Annotated in this window: 15 protein-coding genes; 7 read left to right on the top strand and 8 right to left on the bottom strand. The window is 62.9% G+C overall.

All coding sequences use genetic code 11. From position 1 onward, the window contains the following. Window positions 1–58 precede the first annotated feature (58 nt). Window positions 59–691, top strand: a complete 633-nt coding sequence (locus CO666_RS27005) for an EF-hand domain-containing protein (protein WP_097615098.1) — start codon at window positions 59–61, stop codon at window positions 689–691. A 76-nt stretch (window positions 692–767) separates the two neighbouring features. On the opposite strand, the gene CO666_RS27000 is transcribed toward CO666_RS27005, so the two are convergent. Beyond that, window positions 768–1634, bottom strand: a complete 867-nt coding sequence (locus CO666_RS27000; RefSeq protein ID WP_097615097.1) for an LOG family protein — start codon at window positions 1632–1634, stop codon at window positions 768–770. Between the two features lie 192 nt (window positions 1635–1826). On the opposite strand from CO666_RS27000, the gene dapD reads away from it, so the two are divergent. From dapD to CO666_RS26985, 3 genes are all read left to right on the top strand, one after another. Then, window positions 1827–2687, top strand: coding sequence for a 2,3,4,5-tetrahydropyridine-2,6-dicarboxylate N-succinyltransferase (gene dapD / locus CO666_RS26995; RefSeq protein WP_097615096.1), 861 nt, complete (start codon window positions 1827–1829; stop codon window positions 2685–2687). 100 nt (window positions 2688–2787) lie between these two features. Then, window positions 2788–3981 (top strand): succinyl-diaminopimelate desuccinylase, encoded by a 1194-nt coding sequence (gene dapE, locus CO666_RS26990; protein ID WP_097615095.1) that lies wholly within the window; start codon window positions 2788–2790, stop codon window positions 3979–3981. Then, on the top strand, window positions 3968–4564 hold the full coding sequence (locus tag CO666_RS26985) for a hypothetical protein (protein ID WP_097615094.1): 597 nt from the start codon (window positions 3968–3970) through the stop codon (window positions 4562–4564). The genes dapE and CO666_RS26985 overlap by 14 nt, the downstream gene beginning before the upstream one ends. Before the next feature lie 20 nt (window positions 4565–4584). Here CO666_RS26985 and truA read toward each other — a convergent pair whose 3' ends face one another. The 5 genes from truA to def form a co-directional block, all read right to left on the bottom strand. Next, the gene (truA, locus tag CO666_RS26980; protein ID WP_097615093.1) at window positions 4585–5385 is read right to left on the bottom strand and encodes a tRNA pseudouridine(38-40) synthase TruA; all 801 of its coding nucleotides are present in this window, start codon (window positions 5383–5385) and stop codon (window positions 4585–4587) included. Next, window positions 5385–6320, bottom strand: a complete 936-nt coding sequence (gene fmt, locus CO666_RS26975; RefSeq protein ID WP_097615092.1) for a methionyl-tRNA formyltransferase — start codon at window positions 6318–6320, stop codon at window positions 5385–5387. The genes truA and fmt overlap by 1 nt, the downstream gene beginning before the upstream one ends. 20 nt (window positions 6321–6340) lie before the next feature. Further along, window positions 6341–6760, bottom strand: coding sequence for a type II toxin-antitoxin system VapC family toxin (locus CO666_RS26970; RefSeq protein WP_097615091.1), 420 nt, complete (start codon window positions 6758–6760; stop codon window positions 6341–6343). Beyond that, the gene (locus tag CO666_RS26965) at window positions 6757–7017 is read right to left on the bottom strand and encodes a FitA-like ribbon-helix-helix domain-containing protein (protein WP_097615090.1); all 261 of its coding nucleotides are present in this window, start codon (window positions 7015–7017) and stop codon (window positions 6757–6759) included. The genes CO666_RS26970 and CO666_RS26965 overlap by 4 nt, the downstream gene beginning before the upstream one ends. Before the next feature lie 65 nt (window positions 7018–7082). Beyond that, window positions 7083–7598 carry a peptide deformylase gene (def, locus tag CO666_RS26960; protein WP_097615129.1) on the bottom strand — a complete coding sequence of 172 codons (516 nt, stop codon included), beginning with the start codon at window positions 7596–7598 and terminating at the stop codon, window positions 7083–7085. Window positions 7599–7797: 199 nt separating this feature from the next. On the opposite strand from def, the gene CO666_RS26955 reads away from it, so the two are divergent. The 3 genes from CO666_RS26955 to CO666_RS26945 all read left to right on the top strand — a co-directional run bounded on the left by CO666_RS26955 (window position 7798) and on the right by CO666_RS26945 (window position 12644). Then, entirely contained in the window at window positions 7798–9021 is a 1224-nt protein-coding gene (locus CO666_RS26955; protein ID WP_097615089.1) for a DNA recombination protein RmuC, read from the top strand. A gap of 80 nt (window positions 9022–9101) precedes the next feature. After that, window positions 9102–10001 (top strand): ribokinase, encoded by a 900-nt coding sequence (locus tag CO666_RS26950; RefSeq protein WP_097615128.1) that lies wholly within the window; start codon window positions 9102–9104, stop codon window positions 9999–10001. Between the two features lie 303 nt (window positions 10002–10304). Then, window positions 10305–12644: a methyl-accepting chemotaxis protein gene (locus CO666_RS26945; RefSeq protein WP_097615088.1), complete on the top strand. Its 2340-nt coding sequence runs from the start codon at window positions 10305–10307 to the stop codon at window positions 12642–12644. Window positions 12645–12722: 78 nt separating this feature from the next. On the opposite strand, the gene ptsN is transcribed toward CO666_RS26945, so the two are convergent. Both ptsN and hpf read right to left on the bottom strand, forming a co-directional pair. Beyond that, on the bottom strand, window positions 12723–13187 hold the full coding sequence (ptsN, locus tag CO666_RS26940; protein WP_003570770.1) for a PTS IIA-like nitrogen regulatory protein PtsN: 465 nt from the start codon (window positions 13185–13187) through the stop codon (window positions 12723–12725). 70 nt (window positions 13188–13257) lie between these two features. Then, on the bottom strand, window positions 13258–13833 hold the full coding sequence (gene hpf, locus CO666_RS26935; protein ID WP_004674094.1) for a ribosome hibernation-promoting factor, HPF/YfiA family: 576 nt from the start codon (window positions 13831–13833) through the stop codon (window positions 13258–13260). Window positions 13834–13929 lie beyond the last annotated feature (96 nt).

Genomic DNA, 13929 nt, shown 5'->3' with positions numbered 1-13929 from the left:
TTGCGCCCCGTTACCATAGCTTTCTTCGTGAGGGGACACCTCACGAAAGGCGAATATGATGTACCGCAACAAGCTGATACTGGCAGCGCTTTCCTCCGTCCTCATTTTCGGCGCTGCGGCCGGGGCAGGTTTTGCCGCGCCCGGTGACGGATCGCGCCCGCACGCCGGCAGGGACCATCCGGGGCCGGGCCGCGATGCCTTCCTCGAAATCACCTATGTCCGCATGCTCAAGCAGTTCGACACGAACAAGGACGGAAAGGTCACCAAGGAAGAGGCAAGCGCCGGCCTCGACAAGATTTTCGCTGCGATCGACACCAATAATGACGGCTCGCTGACCCCGGGCGAGATCCGCGCCTACCAGAAAACGCAGATGCAGGCGATGAGGGACCAGCGCAAGCAGGATGCCGGCGAAGACAAGGATGCCGATACCGTAGCCGCGACGCCTGATGCCAACGACCAGCAACGGCCGCCGCGCGACGGTCATGACGGCCGCGGCGATCATCACTGGATGCGCCATGGCGGCAATATCATGCGTGCTTCAATGATGATGCACCGGATCGACACCGACCAGAACGGCCAGATTTCCAAACAGGAAGCCGTCGCCGCCTTCGACAAGCTGTTTACGCGGATGGACCGCAACAAGGACGGCGTCATCTCGATCGACGACATGCCGGACCGGCCGTTCCTGTAAGGCCGGACGAACCCTGTCTCCCGTTCTTTCCTGCTTGGGAAGAGCGGGAGATTTGTTCAAACACCGCGTTGACGCTCTATTCCCGGTGTTCGTAGAAATCCTGGATAATCTTCCATGCGGCTTCGGCCGTGTCGACGAAACTGATCAGCTTGACGTCGTCGGGCGCGATCGTGCCGAATTCGGCCAATGCGTCGAAATTGACGATGCTTCTCCAGAAGGCCTCGCCGAAGAGGATCAGCGGCAGGCGCTCCATGCGGCCGGTCTGGATCAGCGTCAGGCATTCGAAGAATTCGTCGAGCGTTCCAAAGCCACCGGGAAAGACCGCGATCGCCTTGGCGCGCACCATGAAATGCATCTTGCGGATGGCAAAATAGTGGAAGTTGAAGCTGAGTTCCGGCGTCACATAGGCGTTCGGCGCCTGCTCGTGCGGCAGCACGATGTTGAGGCCGATCGAAGGCGCGCCCTCGTCGGCGGCGCCGCGATTGCCGGCCTCCATGACGCCAGGGCCACCGCCGGTGACGATGACATATTCGTGGAAATTCAAGCCTGCCGAATATTTCGAGCAGAGCCGGGCGAATTTGCGCGCCTCCTCATAATAGACGGAGGCCGCTTCCAGATTGGCGCGCTGGATGTCGTTGCGGGCGGCCCAGGCGCTCTGGCCGGGGGCGGGAATGCGGGCGCCGCCGAACATGACGACGGTCGACTTGATGCCGCGTTCGGTCAGCATCATTTCCGGCTTCAACAGTTCCAGCTGCAGGCGGATCGGCCGCAGTTCCTCGCGGCAGAGGAAATCCTCGTCGACATAGGCAAGGCGATAGGCGGGCGACATCGTCTGCGGCGTCTTCGGCACGGCCTCGGCGCGCTGCCTGTCGGTCGAGCTGCTCTTCAGCGGATCCCATACGCCATCCTTGCGCCTAGAACCGCCGTTTCGTCCCTTCGCCATGTCGAAATGCCTTTCAGTATTGCCGGCCGTGAGACCGGATATGTCGCTATAACGCCTTGAATCCAGGTGAACTTGCCCGAAAAATCATTCCATTCTGCGGGTGCATGCTGTAGAGCAGGACCCAATCCCGCCAACCGCAATTCCGGAGACCTTGCCGTCTCCACGATAAAGATCGAAGTTTAAGGAATTCTCATGAGCGCCACCGACCTCGCATCCCTCGAAAAGACCATCGAAACCGCCTTCGACAATCGCGACAATGTGAACACGTCGACCAAGGGTGAGGTTCGCGATGCGGTCGAAGCAGCCCTCGACCTGCTCGATGCCGGCAAGGTCCGTGTGGCGACGCGCGGCGCCGATGGCGCCTGGACGGTCAATCAGTGGCTGAAGAAGGCCGTGCTGCTCTCCTTCCGCCTGAACGACATGGAGGTGGTCAAGGGCGGTTCGGGCAATTCCACCTGGTGGGACAAGGTGCCTTCGAAATTCGAGGGCTGGGGCGAGAACCAGTTCCGTGCCAGCGGCTTCCGCGCCGTGCCGAACTGCGTCGTGCGCCGCTCGGCCTATATCGCCCCGAATGCAATCCTGATGCCGTCCTTCGTCAATCTCGGCGCCTATGTCGGCGAGGGCACGATGGTCGATACCTGGGCGACGGTCGGCTCCTGCGCGCAGATCGGCAAGCATGTGCATCTGTCCGGCGGCGTCGGCATCGGCGGCGTGCTGGAGCCGATGCAGGCCGGCCCGACGATCATCGAGGACAATTGCTTCATCGGCGCCCGTTCGGAAGTGGTCGAAGGCTGCATCATCCGCGAAGGTTCGGTGCTCGGCATGGGCGTCTATATCGGCAAGTCGACCAAGATCGTCGACCGCACGACCGGCGAAGTGACTTATGGTGAAGTGCCGCCCTATTCCGTCGTCGTCGCCGGCTCGATGCCGTCGGGCAATGCGACAATGGGCAACGGCCAGCCGGCGCCGCATCTCTACTGCGCCGTCATCGTCAAGCGCGTCGATGAAAAGACCCGCTCCAAGACCGGCATCAACGAGCTGCTCAGAGATTGATGACATCGGCAGATTGATCCGGTAAACAGACGGCGTCTTTTGCGCGAGGCGGCGCCGCCTTGCCATGTCTTTGCCATTCCCGCCGGATAGTTCCACTGCCATGACACCTACCGATCCCGTCGCCAATCTCCAGACGCTGATTCGCTGCCCCTCCGTGACGCCCGCGGAGGGCGGCGCACTGTCGGCGCTCGACGCCATGCTGGCGCCGCTTGGCTTTACCATCGACAGAGTGAGGGCGAGCGAAGAGGGAACGCCCGATATCGAGAACCTCTATGCCAGGCTCGGCAAGGACGGCCCGCATCTGATGTTTGCCGGCCATACCGATGTCGTGCCGGTTGGCGACGAGGCCGCCTGGACGCATCCGCCCTTTGAGGCCCAGATTTCCAAGGGCGAGCTTTTCGGCCGCGGCGCCGTCGACATGAAGGGCGGCATCGCCTGTTTCATCGCCGCCGTCGCCCGTCATATCGAGAAAAACGGGCTTCCCCAGGGCTCGATCTCGTTGCTGATCACCGGCGACGAAGAAGGCCCGGCAATCAACGGTACGATCAAGCTCCTGCAATGGGCGGCCGAGCGCGGCGAGCGCTGGGATGCCTGCCTGGTGGGCGAGCCGACCAATCCGGACAGGCTCGGCGACATGATCAAGATCGGCCGGCGCGGCTCGCTGTCGGGCAAGATCACCGTGCACGGCGTCCAGGGCCATGCAGCCTATCCGCATCTTGCCGACAATCCGGTGCGCGGCATGCTGCAGTTGACGCAGGCGCTGATGGACCCGCCCTTCGATGGCGGCACCGACGATTTCCAGCCGTCGAACCTCGAAGTCACCACGGTCGATGTCGGCAATCCGGCGACCAATGTCATTCCGGCCAAGGCCTCGGCCAGCTTCAACATCCGCTTCAACGACAGCTGGACGGTCGAGACGCTTCGCGCCGAAATCCTCCGGCGCCTCGATGCCGCCGCCGGCAACGGCCGGCTGCGGCCGGGCCGCGAACCGGTGAAATACGATATCGTCTGGGCCGACCGGCCGAGCCATGTCTTCCTGACGCGCAACAATGGGCTGATCGCCTCGCTGTCATCGGCCGTCGAAAGTGTCACCGGCCAGTCGCCGAAGCTTTCGACCACCGGCGGCACATCGGATGCGCGCTTTATCAAGGATTATTGCCCGGTCGTCGAATTCGGCCTCGTCGGTCAGACGATGCACATGGTCGACGAGCGCGTCGCCGTCGCCGATCTGGAGACGCTGACGGCGATCTACGAAATCTTCATCGCCCGCTGGTTCGCCAATGCCGGGGCTTAGGGAAGTCCAGTATTATCTGGCCGGCCTCTGGCTGCTGATCCGGCTGGATCCGCGCGGCTTCCGCTACCTCGACATGTCCGAGCGTGGCGTCAACCGCTCGTTCTGGGCGATCGCCTGGTGCCTGCCGCCGATGGGCATTTCCTGGCTCTGGTGGCGGCAGGTGTTTCTGCGGTCGATGCCGCCGGAAGCCGATGTCGGCTTTGCCTTCTATGTCAGGCTCGGCTTCGTTGAACTCGCCAACTGGTTCGTGCCGCTGGTCTTTGCCGGGCTGCTGCTGCTTGCCTTCCGCATGGGCGAGCGTTTTGCGCCGGTCGTCGTCAGCGTCAACTGGCTCGGCGTGCCGCTCTCTTATATCAACGGGCTGCTGCTGGCGATGGTGGTCTTCCTTCCCGGCTCCGTCGGCCTCGTCTCGCTGCTGCTGCTGGCCTTCATGCTGGCGCAGGTCTTCGTGCTGGCGCGCATTCTCCGGATGATCTGCCAGGGTCACGTGTTGATGGTCGGGGCGATGACGCTGGTGCTGCTGGTGCCATCGATGATCCTTTCGGAATATCTGCAGCACTTCCTCGGCATCTATCCCACCTGATCCGCTCAGCGGCAGAGGCTTTACGACAGATCGTCGTCGTGTTCGTCGATCGGCCTTCGCCGGTCGGGGATCACGTCGGGATAATCCACCTGCATGAAATAGAGCCCGTCCGGCGGCGCCACCGGGCCGCAGGCCTTGCGGTCGCGCGCCTGAAGCGCTGCCTCGACATCATCAGGCGTCCATTTGCCTTCGCCGGCGAGCTTCAGCGTGCCGGCGAAGGAACGGATCTGATTGTGCAGGAAGCTTTGCGCCGTGGCGCGGATCTCGATCAACTCGCCATGGCGCGTCACATCAAGCCGGTCGAGCGTGCGTACCGGGCTGTTTGCCTGGCAATGGGCAGAGCGGAACGTGGAGAAATCGTGCCGGCCGACCAGCCTCTGGGCGGCGGCGTGCATGACCGCGTGATCGAGCGCCTTCGGCACCCACCAGGCCTTGCCGGCTTCGAGCGCCAGCGGCGCCCGGCGGCTGACGATGCGGTAGAGGTAATGGCGCCGCAGGGCGGAGAAACGGGCATCGAAGAATTCGGCGACGGCCTCGACGTCCAAAATGGCGACACGCGCGCCGGCGAGCCTCAGATGCGCGTTCAAGGCATTCTGCAACTGATAGGGCGACCAGTCCTTCGAAAGATCGGCATGGATCACCTGCCCCATGGCGTGGACGCCGGAATCGGTGCGCCCGGCGCCACGGATCGACACCGTCTCGCCGGTCAGAGACAGCACCGCCGCCTCGATTGCGCCCTGCACGGAAGGACCGTTCTCCTGCCGCTGCCAGCCGACATAGGGGCCGCCGTCATATTCGACGGTCATGCGGAAGCGCGGCATCAGGAAAGCCTCGTGCCGGCGCCGAGCGGCGTGCCCCGGAGGAAATCGGCTGCCGCCAGCGGCTTGCCGCCGGCCTTCTGCAGCCTGGTCAGCCGCACCGCGCCCGACGCGCAGGCAACGACGAAATCGTCGGTCAGCAGTTGTCCGGCCGGCCCCTGTCCTTCCGCCAGCTCCGAGCCCAGCACCTTGACCCGCTCCGGCTTGCCGCCGATGACGAGCTCGAACCAGGCGCCCGGAAACGGCGCCAGGCCGAGGATATGGTTGTGCACGTCGCGCGCGTTTCCGGCGAAATCGATGCGGGTTTCGGCCTTGTCGATCTTGGCGGCGTAGAGCACGCCCTCTTCCGGCTGCGCCGCCAGTGGCAGATCATTCATCTCCAGCTTGACCATGGCCTCCGCCATCGCCTTGGCGCCGACCTGCATCAGGCGGTCGTGCAACTCGCCTGCCGTCATGTTCGGGCCGATCTCGACTTCGCGGGTCAGTGCGACGGCGCCGGTGTCGAGCCCCTTGTCCATCTTCATCACCATCATGCCGGTCTTGTCGTCGCCGGCCATGATCGCCCGCTGAATGGGGGCAGCCCCCCGCCAGCGCGGCAGCAGCGAGGCATGGCCGTTATAGCAGCCGTCGCGGGTGCCGTTCAAAACCGCCTCCGGCAGCAGCAGGCCGTAGGCAACGACGACGGCGACGTCGGCCTTCAGGGCGGCAAACCGCTCGCGCTCCTCGGGGTCCTTGAAATTGAGCGGCGTGAAAACGGGAAGGCCGAGCAGTTCGGCCGCCTGATGCACCGGCGATTTCTGCAGATCGAGCCCCCGCCGGCCGCCCGGACGCGGCGGCTGGGTGTAGACCGCAACGATGTCGTGGCCGGCATCGACGAGCAGGCGCAGGGTGGGGACCGAGAACTCAGGCGTTCCCATGAAGATGATACGAAGAGACATTTTATCTCGCCAATTGCGGTTCAACCGTCTTCAAACGGGTTTACGAGCTTGAGATCAAGCCCTTCGAAATCTCTGGTGTTGCGGGTGGCGAGCGTCGCGCCGTTGGCAAGGCAGATGGCGGCAATCATGGCATCCTTTGTTTCCACCGGCCGCCCCGCCTTTCTGCGCGCCGCAGCCAGCAGGCCGTAGCGATTGGCCGCACTGAGCGAAAACCCGAGTATACGGCCGGCAAATTCAGACTCGATCCGATTGAAATCGGAAATCAATGCCGCTTTTCGCCTGCCGTCATCGAGGAGTTCAAGCCCATAGCGCATTTCCCCGACGGAGATCGTCGTCAGGAAAAGCGTGTCGACGTCGTAAGCGTCCAACCAGTTCAATATCCGCTCGCTATGGGTCCTTCCCTGCAATTCGGAAATCACGTTCGTATCGAGGACGATCATCTGTCGAAACGTGGCGGTTCGCGGTCGCGTTCGTGGCGAGACACGGCGATAGCCTCCACTTCGTCATCGCTCAGTCTTTCCCCGCCCATCAGCGAGCGCAGACGCTGCCCGGCAGGAGCTCCCGAGCGCTCCGCCGCAATCTGTCGGCGGATGATTTCAATCGCTTCTTCCGAAAGACTGCGGCCATTGCGCTGCGCACTCTCCTGAAGCTGCCGCTTCATTGCATCCGGAACATCGCGAATAAGCAGATCACCCATGCGGCGCCTCCATCATGATATCACTGATATCATAGTGCTTTGCCGATAAGTTTTCAATCTACCGCTCAGAGCGCCTTGGACTTTGCCGCCTTGGTGAATTTCTTGATCACCATCTCCCGCTTCAGCCGCGAGATATAATCGATGAACAGCACGCCGTTCAGATGATCGATCTCGTGCTGCAGGCAGGTGGCGAGCAGGCCGTCGGCTTCCACCGTCTGTTCCTTGCCGTTGCGGTCGAGATATTTGACCGAGACGACGGCGGGGCGCTCGACCTCGGCGTAATAATCCGGGATCGACAGGCAGCCTTCCTCATAGACCGAGCGCTCGTCGGACGATGTGACGATCTCCGGGTTGATGAAGACCTGCGGCTGCTTTTCTTCACCCTCGCGCGACACATCGATCACCAGCATGCGGCGCGGCACGCCGATCTGGATCGCGGCAAGGCCGATGCCCGGCGCGTCGTACATGGTTTCCAGCATGTCGCCGGCAAGGCGCTGCAGGTCGGCGTCGACCCGCTCGATCGGCTTGGAGAGCTGGCGCAGAAGTGGATCGGGAAGAATGATGAGTGGCTTGATGGTCATGGCGTTCCCATAACCCATCTTTTCCGACTATGGAATTATCCGGCGGGCGGGGAAGACGCTTTTTTCCATCCCCCGCCCGGAATTTCGCCATATTCGCCTCATGCCGCCCGAGGGGCGCGGCGCGACAAGAGATTGAGGACCGCCAGCCTCGTTCACGTTTTGATCTATAAATTGCCATCCCTTCTGTTATGGTTGCGGCATGACCGTCAATTCCGATTCGCTCACCGTGTCTCTTGCCTCGATCAGCCCGGCCATGCTGGCGCTTGCCGGCGGGGTGCTTCTGGCCCTCGGCCTGCTGGTGATCATTCTGCTGCTGCGTGGCGCAAGCCTTCGCCGCGAACAGGCGGAGGAGGCGAGTTTTCGCGCTGGGGAAAACGAGGCGCGCATGGCCGAGCTCCTGAAGATCCAGGCGGAGATGCAGGGCCGCATCGCGGCGATGACCGAAGTCTTCGGTGCGCGCCAAAGCGAGCTCAACCAGGCGATCGGCCAGCGCCTCGACGGCATGTCGCAGCGGGTCAACTCGACGATCACCGAGCAGACCAAATCGACGCATGAGAACCTGCAGCGGCTGCAGGAGCGGCTGGCGGTGATCGATGCGGCGCAGAACAATATCCAGACGCTCGCCAGGGATGTCGTCGGGCTGCAGGCCATTCTTTCCAACAAGCAGACACGCGGCGCTTTCGGTCAGTCCCGGATGGAAACGATCGTCGCCGATGGCCTGCCGATGGGCGCCTACGCCTTCCAGCAGACGTTGTCGAACGGCTCGCGGCCGGACTGCACGATCCGCATGCCGAACGGCGCGCCGCCGCTGGTGATCGACGCGAAATTTCCGCTCGAAGCCTGGAATGCGATCCGCGACGCCGGCAGCCCCGAGGCCGGCAAGATCGCCGGCCAGCAGTTCCGCCGCGACCTGGAGGTCCATATCAGGGATATTGCCGAGAAATATCTGATCCAGGGCGAAACCCAGGAGACGGCCTTTCTCTTCGTGCCGTCGGAATCGATCTTCGCCGAGATCCACGAAAATTTCGAAGCCCTGGTGCAGAAAGCGCACCGGGCGCGCATCGTCATCGTCTCGCCGTCGCTGCTGATGCTGTCGATCCAGGTCATCCAGGCCGTGCTCAAGGACCAGCGCATGCGGGCGCAGGCGCATCTGATCCAGGGCGAGGTGGCGATCCTGATGGACGATCTCGGCCGTCTCGACGAGCGGGTGCGCAAGCTGCAGGGCCATTTCGCCATGGCGCAGAAGGATATCGACATGGTGGTCACCTCGGCCGACAAGCTGACCAGGCGCGGCGCCAAGATCGAGGCGCTGGAATTCGAGGCGGGTGGCGAAGCCAAGCCTGCCCGCGACAGCGAAGCCGCCGCCAAATCGGTGGAAAGCCGCACCGGTCTTCTCAAGCTCCGGGTGGTTGACGAGGAGTGACCGCTTCGGGCAGTGTCGGCCCCGCATGAAATAGCAGGAGCATGATGTCGTCCGCATGCTCCAAAAGACGGGACAGCCTGATGATCACAGTTTTCGGGTCCATCAACATGGACCTCATCGCCACCACCGAGCGCCTGCCGAAGCCCGGCGAAACGGTGGCCGGCAACGGTTTTGCCACCGCCGCCGGCGGTAAGGGCGCCAACCAGGCGCTGGCCGCGCGCCGCGCCGGCCGCACCGTGCATATGGCCGGCGCCGTCGGCAAGGATGCCTTCGCCGCCGATGCGCTTGCCCTGCTCGATGAGGCGGGAACCGATCTTTCTCTCGTCAGGCATGTCGACGGCCCGACAGGCACGGCGCTGATCCTGGTCGGTGGCGACGGCGAAAACATGATCGCCGTCGTCCCGGGCGCCAATGGCCATGTGAGGCCTGACGATGCCGAAGCGGCAATCGGCGGCATGAGTGAAGGCGACATCCTGACGCTGCAGCTCGAAGTGCCGGTGGCTGCCGTCGAACGCGCCCTGTCGGCCGCTCGCGCCAAAGGCGTTACCAGCATCCTCAACCTTGCTCCCTTGATCCCCGATGCGGCCCGCCTCGGTCGGCTTGCCGATATCGTCATCGCCAACGAGACCGAGTTCGAGCGGCTTGCCGGACAGGACGGCATGGATGCGCCGGCGCGCGAGGCAGCCCTTGGCCGCCTTCATGCCGAAACCGGCCAGACGCTGATCGTGACGCTCGGCGGCGACGGCGTTATCGCCATCCGCGACGGGGCAATCTCGCGGGCGCAGGGACTGAAGATCGAACCGGTCGACACGGTCGGCGCGGGAGACACATTCTGCGGCTACTTCGCTGCAAGCCTCGATGAAGGCCTCGATTTTGCCTCGGCGTTGCGCCGGGCAGCGGTTGCCGGTTCGCTCGCCTGCCTGAAATCGGGGGCGCAGCCTTCGATCCCGCTCAGCGAAGACGTCGCAGGCAGGATATAACTTCCGTCTCTTTGCGAAGCCGCCGGCGGCCCCCCTCGATTTTTAGGGAATTCCGGCGGCTTTTCCTTGAGCAGACACTAAAGTTTCATTCAAATTTAACAGATCTCCGGCGATGTTGCTCGTGGTCGACGGATAGCCATTCCCTTTTTGGCTCTCGCCGATCACCGCAATTCACAGTGCTACAGCGTCCTTTGCGCGTCGGAAAAGACGAGCGGCGCTGTAGGCGGCTGCTCCATGACGGAGCGATGCCTTCGCTCCTGCGCCGGAGAATGCCCGTTCGGCGCATGCTTGCCCGAGGACCCCATGTTCATTTTTCGAATGAAATCGCTTGCGGCGAAACTCATCGTCATCACCGGCGTCGCCATCGCACTTGTTCTCATCGTTTCGAATTTCTTCCTCATCGGCCAGACCCGGGATCGCGTCCAGACGCTGACGATGGATCAGGCCAATCTCGAGGCAAAATCCATCGCCAATGAAATTGCCGCCAATGTCGGCGAACTCGCCAGCGCCGCGCGCAGCATGATGGGCGTCCTCGGCCGCGCCCATGAAGGCAAGTCGCTCGATCGCAAGGGCATGATCAACGTGCTGAAGGCCAATCTCGAACAGAATGCCTTCGCCTTCGGCAGTTGGCTCTGCGAGAAACCCGGCGCGCTCGACGGCAAGACCACCGAGCTTGCCAACAACAAGGACGAAGGCGTCAACAAGAACGGCGTCTTCACGCCCTACTGGTCGAAGACCAAGGACGGCGGCATCCAGTACTCCACCTTCGATGAGGATTATACGGCCGAATGGTGGAAGCTCGCCGCCGACAGCGGCAAGGGCGCAATCACCACGCCCTACATGGCCGAGGGAACCGATGTTCCGACACTCCTGACCTCGATTGCTTATCCGGTCATGTCAGGCGGCAAGATGATCGGCGTCGGCGGCGTCGACATCTCGCTGAAGTCGCTGACCGACAAGCTGCAGGCGCTGCATCCTTTCGGCTCCGGCCGCGTGACGCTCTTGTCGCAGGCGGGCAACTGGATCGTCGCGCCGATCCCCGACCTGATGAGCAAACAGTATGACGGCGAAGGCGCCGACGTCGTCAAGTCGGCGCTGTCGAGCAAACAGCCCGGCCTCGTCAGGAACCTCACCTATGACGGCCTCGATCCTTTCGACCGCGTCGTCTATCCCTTCGCGGTTCCCGGCGTCAACGCCACCTGGGTCGTGCTCGTCGACGTGCCGCACACTGCGATCAACGCGCCGGTACGGGACCAGACCTATCTGATGATCGTCAACGGCCTGATCGTGCTCGGCGCGGTGATGCTCGCGCTCTATTTCGCCGTCCGCTCGCTGGTGCAGCGGCCGCTCGGCGGGCTCGTTGCCAGCGTTGAAGCGCTCGGCGACGGCAAATATGACGAACCGGTCGCAGCCCAGGACCGCACCGACGAAATCGGTTCGGTCGCCAAGGCGCTGGAAGGCTTCCGCTTCACGCTCGCCGACAGCCGTCGTCTCGAAGACGAGGCCGCCCGGGAGCGGCAGGCGGCGGAAAACGAGCGCAGCCGTTCGGAATCGGATCGCCAGCAATCGGTGTCGCTGCAGCGCCATATCGTCTCGATCGTCGGCGCCGGCCTTTCCGAGCTGTCGCAGGGCAATCTCGGTTACCGCATCACCGACGAATTCCCCGGCGAATACGGCAAGCTGAAGCAGGATTTCAACGCCGCCCTTGCGAGCCTCGAAGAGACCATCAACACGATGAACCTCAGCGTTGCCAATATCGGCTCGGGCACCGGCGAAATCAGCAACAGCGCTTCCGACCTCGCCAAACGCACCGAACAGCAGGCGGCGAGCCTGGAGGAGACGGCGGCCGCGCTGAACGAGCTGACCGCACAGGTCGATTCCAGCGCCGATCATGCCCGCACGGCCGCCGACAACGTCAACCTCGCCTGCCAAGATGCCGAAAAATCCGGCGAAGTGGTGCAGAAGGCGATCGCCTCGATGCAGGGGATCGAGCAGTCTTCGACGGAGGTTTCCCGGATCATCGGCGTCATCGACGAGATCGCCTTCCAGACGAACCTTTTGGCGCTCAACGCCGGCGTCGAGGCAGCGCGCGCCGGCGACGCCGGCAAGGGCTTTGCCGTCGTCGCCCAGGAAGTACGAGAGCTGGCGCAGCGCTCGGCCAATGCCGCCAAGGAGATCAAGACGCTGATCAACACTTCGGCCGTCCAGGTCAAGGAAGGCGTCGATCTCGTCGGGCGCGCCGGCGGTACGCTGCACAAGATCGCCGAACAGGTGATGAGCATTAACGACCTCATCCGGCAGATCTCGGCATCGGCGAGCGAACAGGCCGTCGGCCTGAAGGAGATCAACCAGGCCATGAACCAGATGGACCAGGTGACGCAGCAGAACGCGGCGATGGTCGAGGAAGCGACTGCGGCGAGCGTCGCGCTCAACGACGAGGCGCAGACGCTGAAGGCGCTCGCCACCCGCTTCAGGGTCGCAGGCTCAGGCAATGCCGCCGTCCTCGCCTCGGTCGCGCAAAAGATGCGGGCGCCGGCTGCCGCTGCCGCTTCGCATCGGGCTGCCGCCCCGCCGATCCGCCGCGCGGCTGCCCCGTCACGCGGTTCAGCCGCCGTGGTCGAGGACAGTTGGGAAGAATTCTGATCGGTCGGGCCCAACCCGTATGAAAGCAAAAGGCGCCCGGGAAATCGGGCGCCTTTTGCGTTCAGGGACGAATATCGTTCAGGCGGCGTTCGACGTCTGCTCCTCGTTGAGGAAGGCATAGATCGCCGAAGCGGAATCGGTGGCGCGCAGCTTGGCGACCAGATCATGATCGCGCAGCACGCGGGCGATGCGCGACAGGGCCTTGAGATGATCAGCGCCGGCACCTTCCGGCGCCAGCAGCAGGAAGACGAGATCGACCGGCTGGTCGTCCAGGGCCTCGAAATCGACCGGCTGCTCCAGCCGGGCGAAGATGCCGACGATCGAATGGATGTTGACCAGCTTGCCGTGGGGAATGGCGATGCCGTTGCCGACGCCGGTCGAGCCAAGGCGTTCGCGCTGCAGGATGACGTCGAAGATCTCCCGTTCGGAGAGCCCGGTGATCCTGGCGGCTCTTGCGGCCAATTCCTGAAGCAGCTGTTTCTTGGAATTTACTCTGAGGGCGGGAATGATCGCATCCTGATGGAGCAAATCTGCCAATGCCATTTCTTTTTCCTTCTGTCGCCGGGATCAAATGCAAGGAGCGGCGGCGATACCGCCGCTCTGAGCCCTGACCTCAGCCTTTGATATTGGCTGAATCGATCCAGCCAATATTTCCGTCGTGCCGACGGTAAACGATGTTCAAATGTTCCTTGCCGGGGCTGCGGAACAGGAGAAGCGGCTCGTCGGTCATGTCGAGCGCCATCACGGCGGTGGCGACCGACATGGTCTTCAGCTGCTTCGTGCTTTCAGCGACGATCGCCGGAGCGAAATCGTCGGGAATTTCATCCTCGTGGTCAGGCACGGAATCCATGACCGTGTAGGAGACTTCTGCAAAACCGTTCAGATGGTTTCCGGCATGATGGTCCTTCAGCTTGCGCTTATAGCGGCGCAGACGCTTTTCGATGCGCTCCGAAGCGGCGTCAAAAGCAAGCTGGGGATCGGTCGCTTCGCCGGCAGCATGCAGCACCACCCCGCTGTCGAGATGAAGCTTGCAGTCTGCGGAGAACCGGGAACTTGCCTTCACAACGGTCACCTGGCCGGAATACCCCCCGTCGAAGTATTTCGTGATGGCCATACCAATTTGGTCCTCGATCTTTTGACGGAACGATTCACCAATTTCCATATGTTTACCGGATACACGCACACTCATGGAGTTTCCCTTCTTCTGGTCGTTTGCGGGTATCAGTTTACGCCAAGCCTCAGGTTCATCCAAGCACTTCGCGCAATCTCAAGCAAGATCGGCGTA

Origin of the sequence: Rhizobium chutanense, from assembly GCF_002531935.1 — a bacterium.
GTDB lineage: Bacteria > Pseudomonadota > Alphaproteobacteria > Rhizobiales > Rhizobiaceae > Rhizobium > Rhizobium chutanense.
This window is presented reverse-complemented; position numbering and strand designations above follow the sequence as displayed.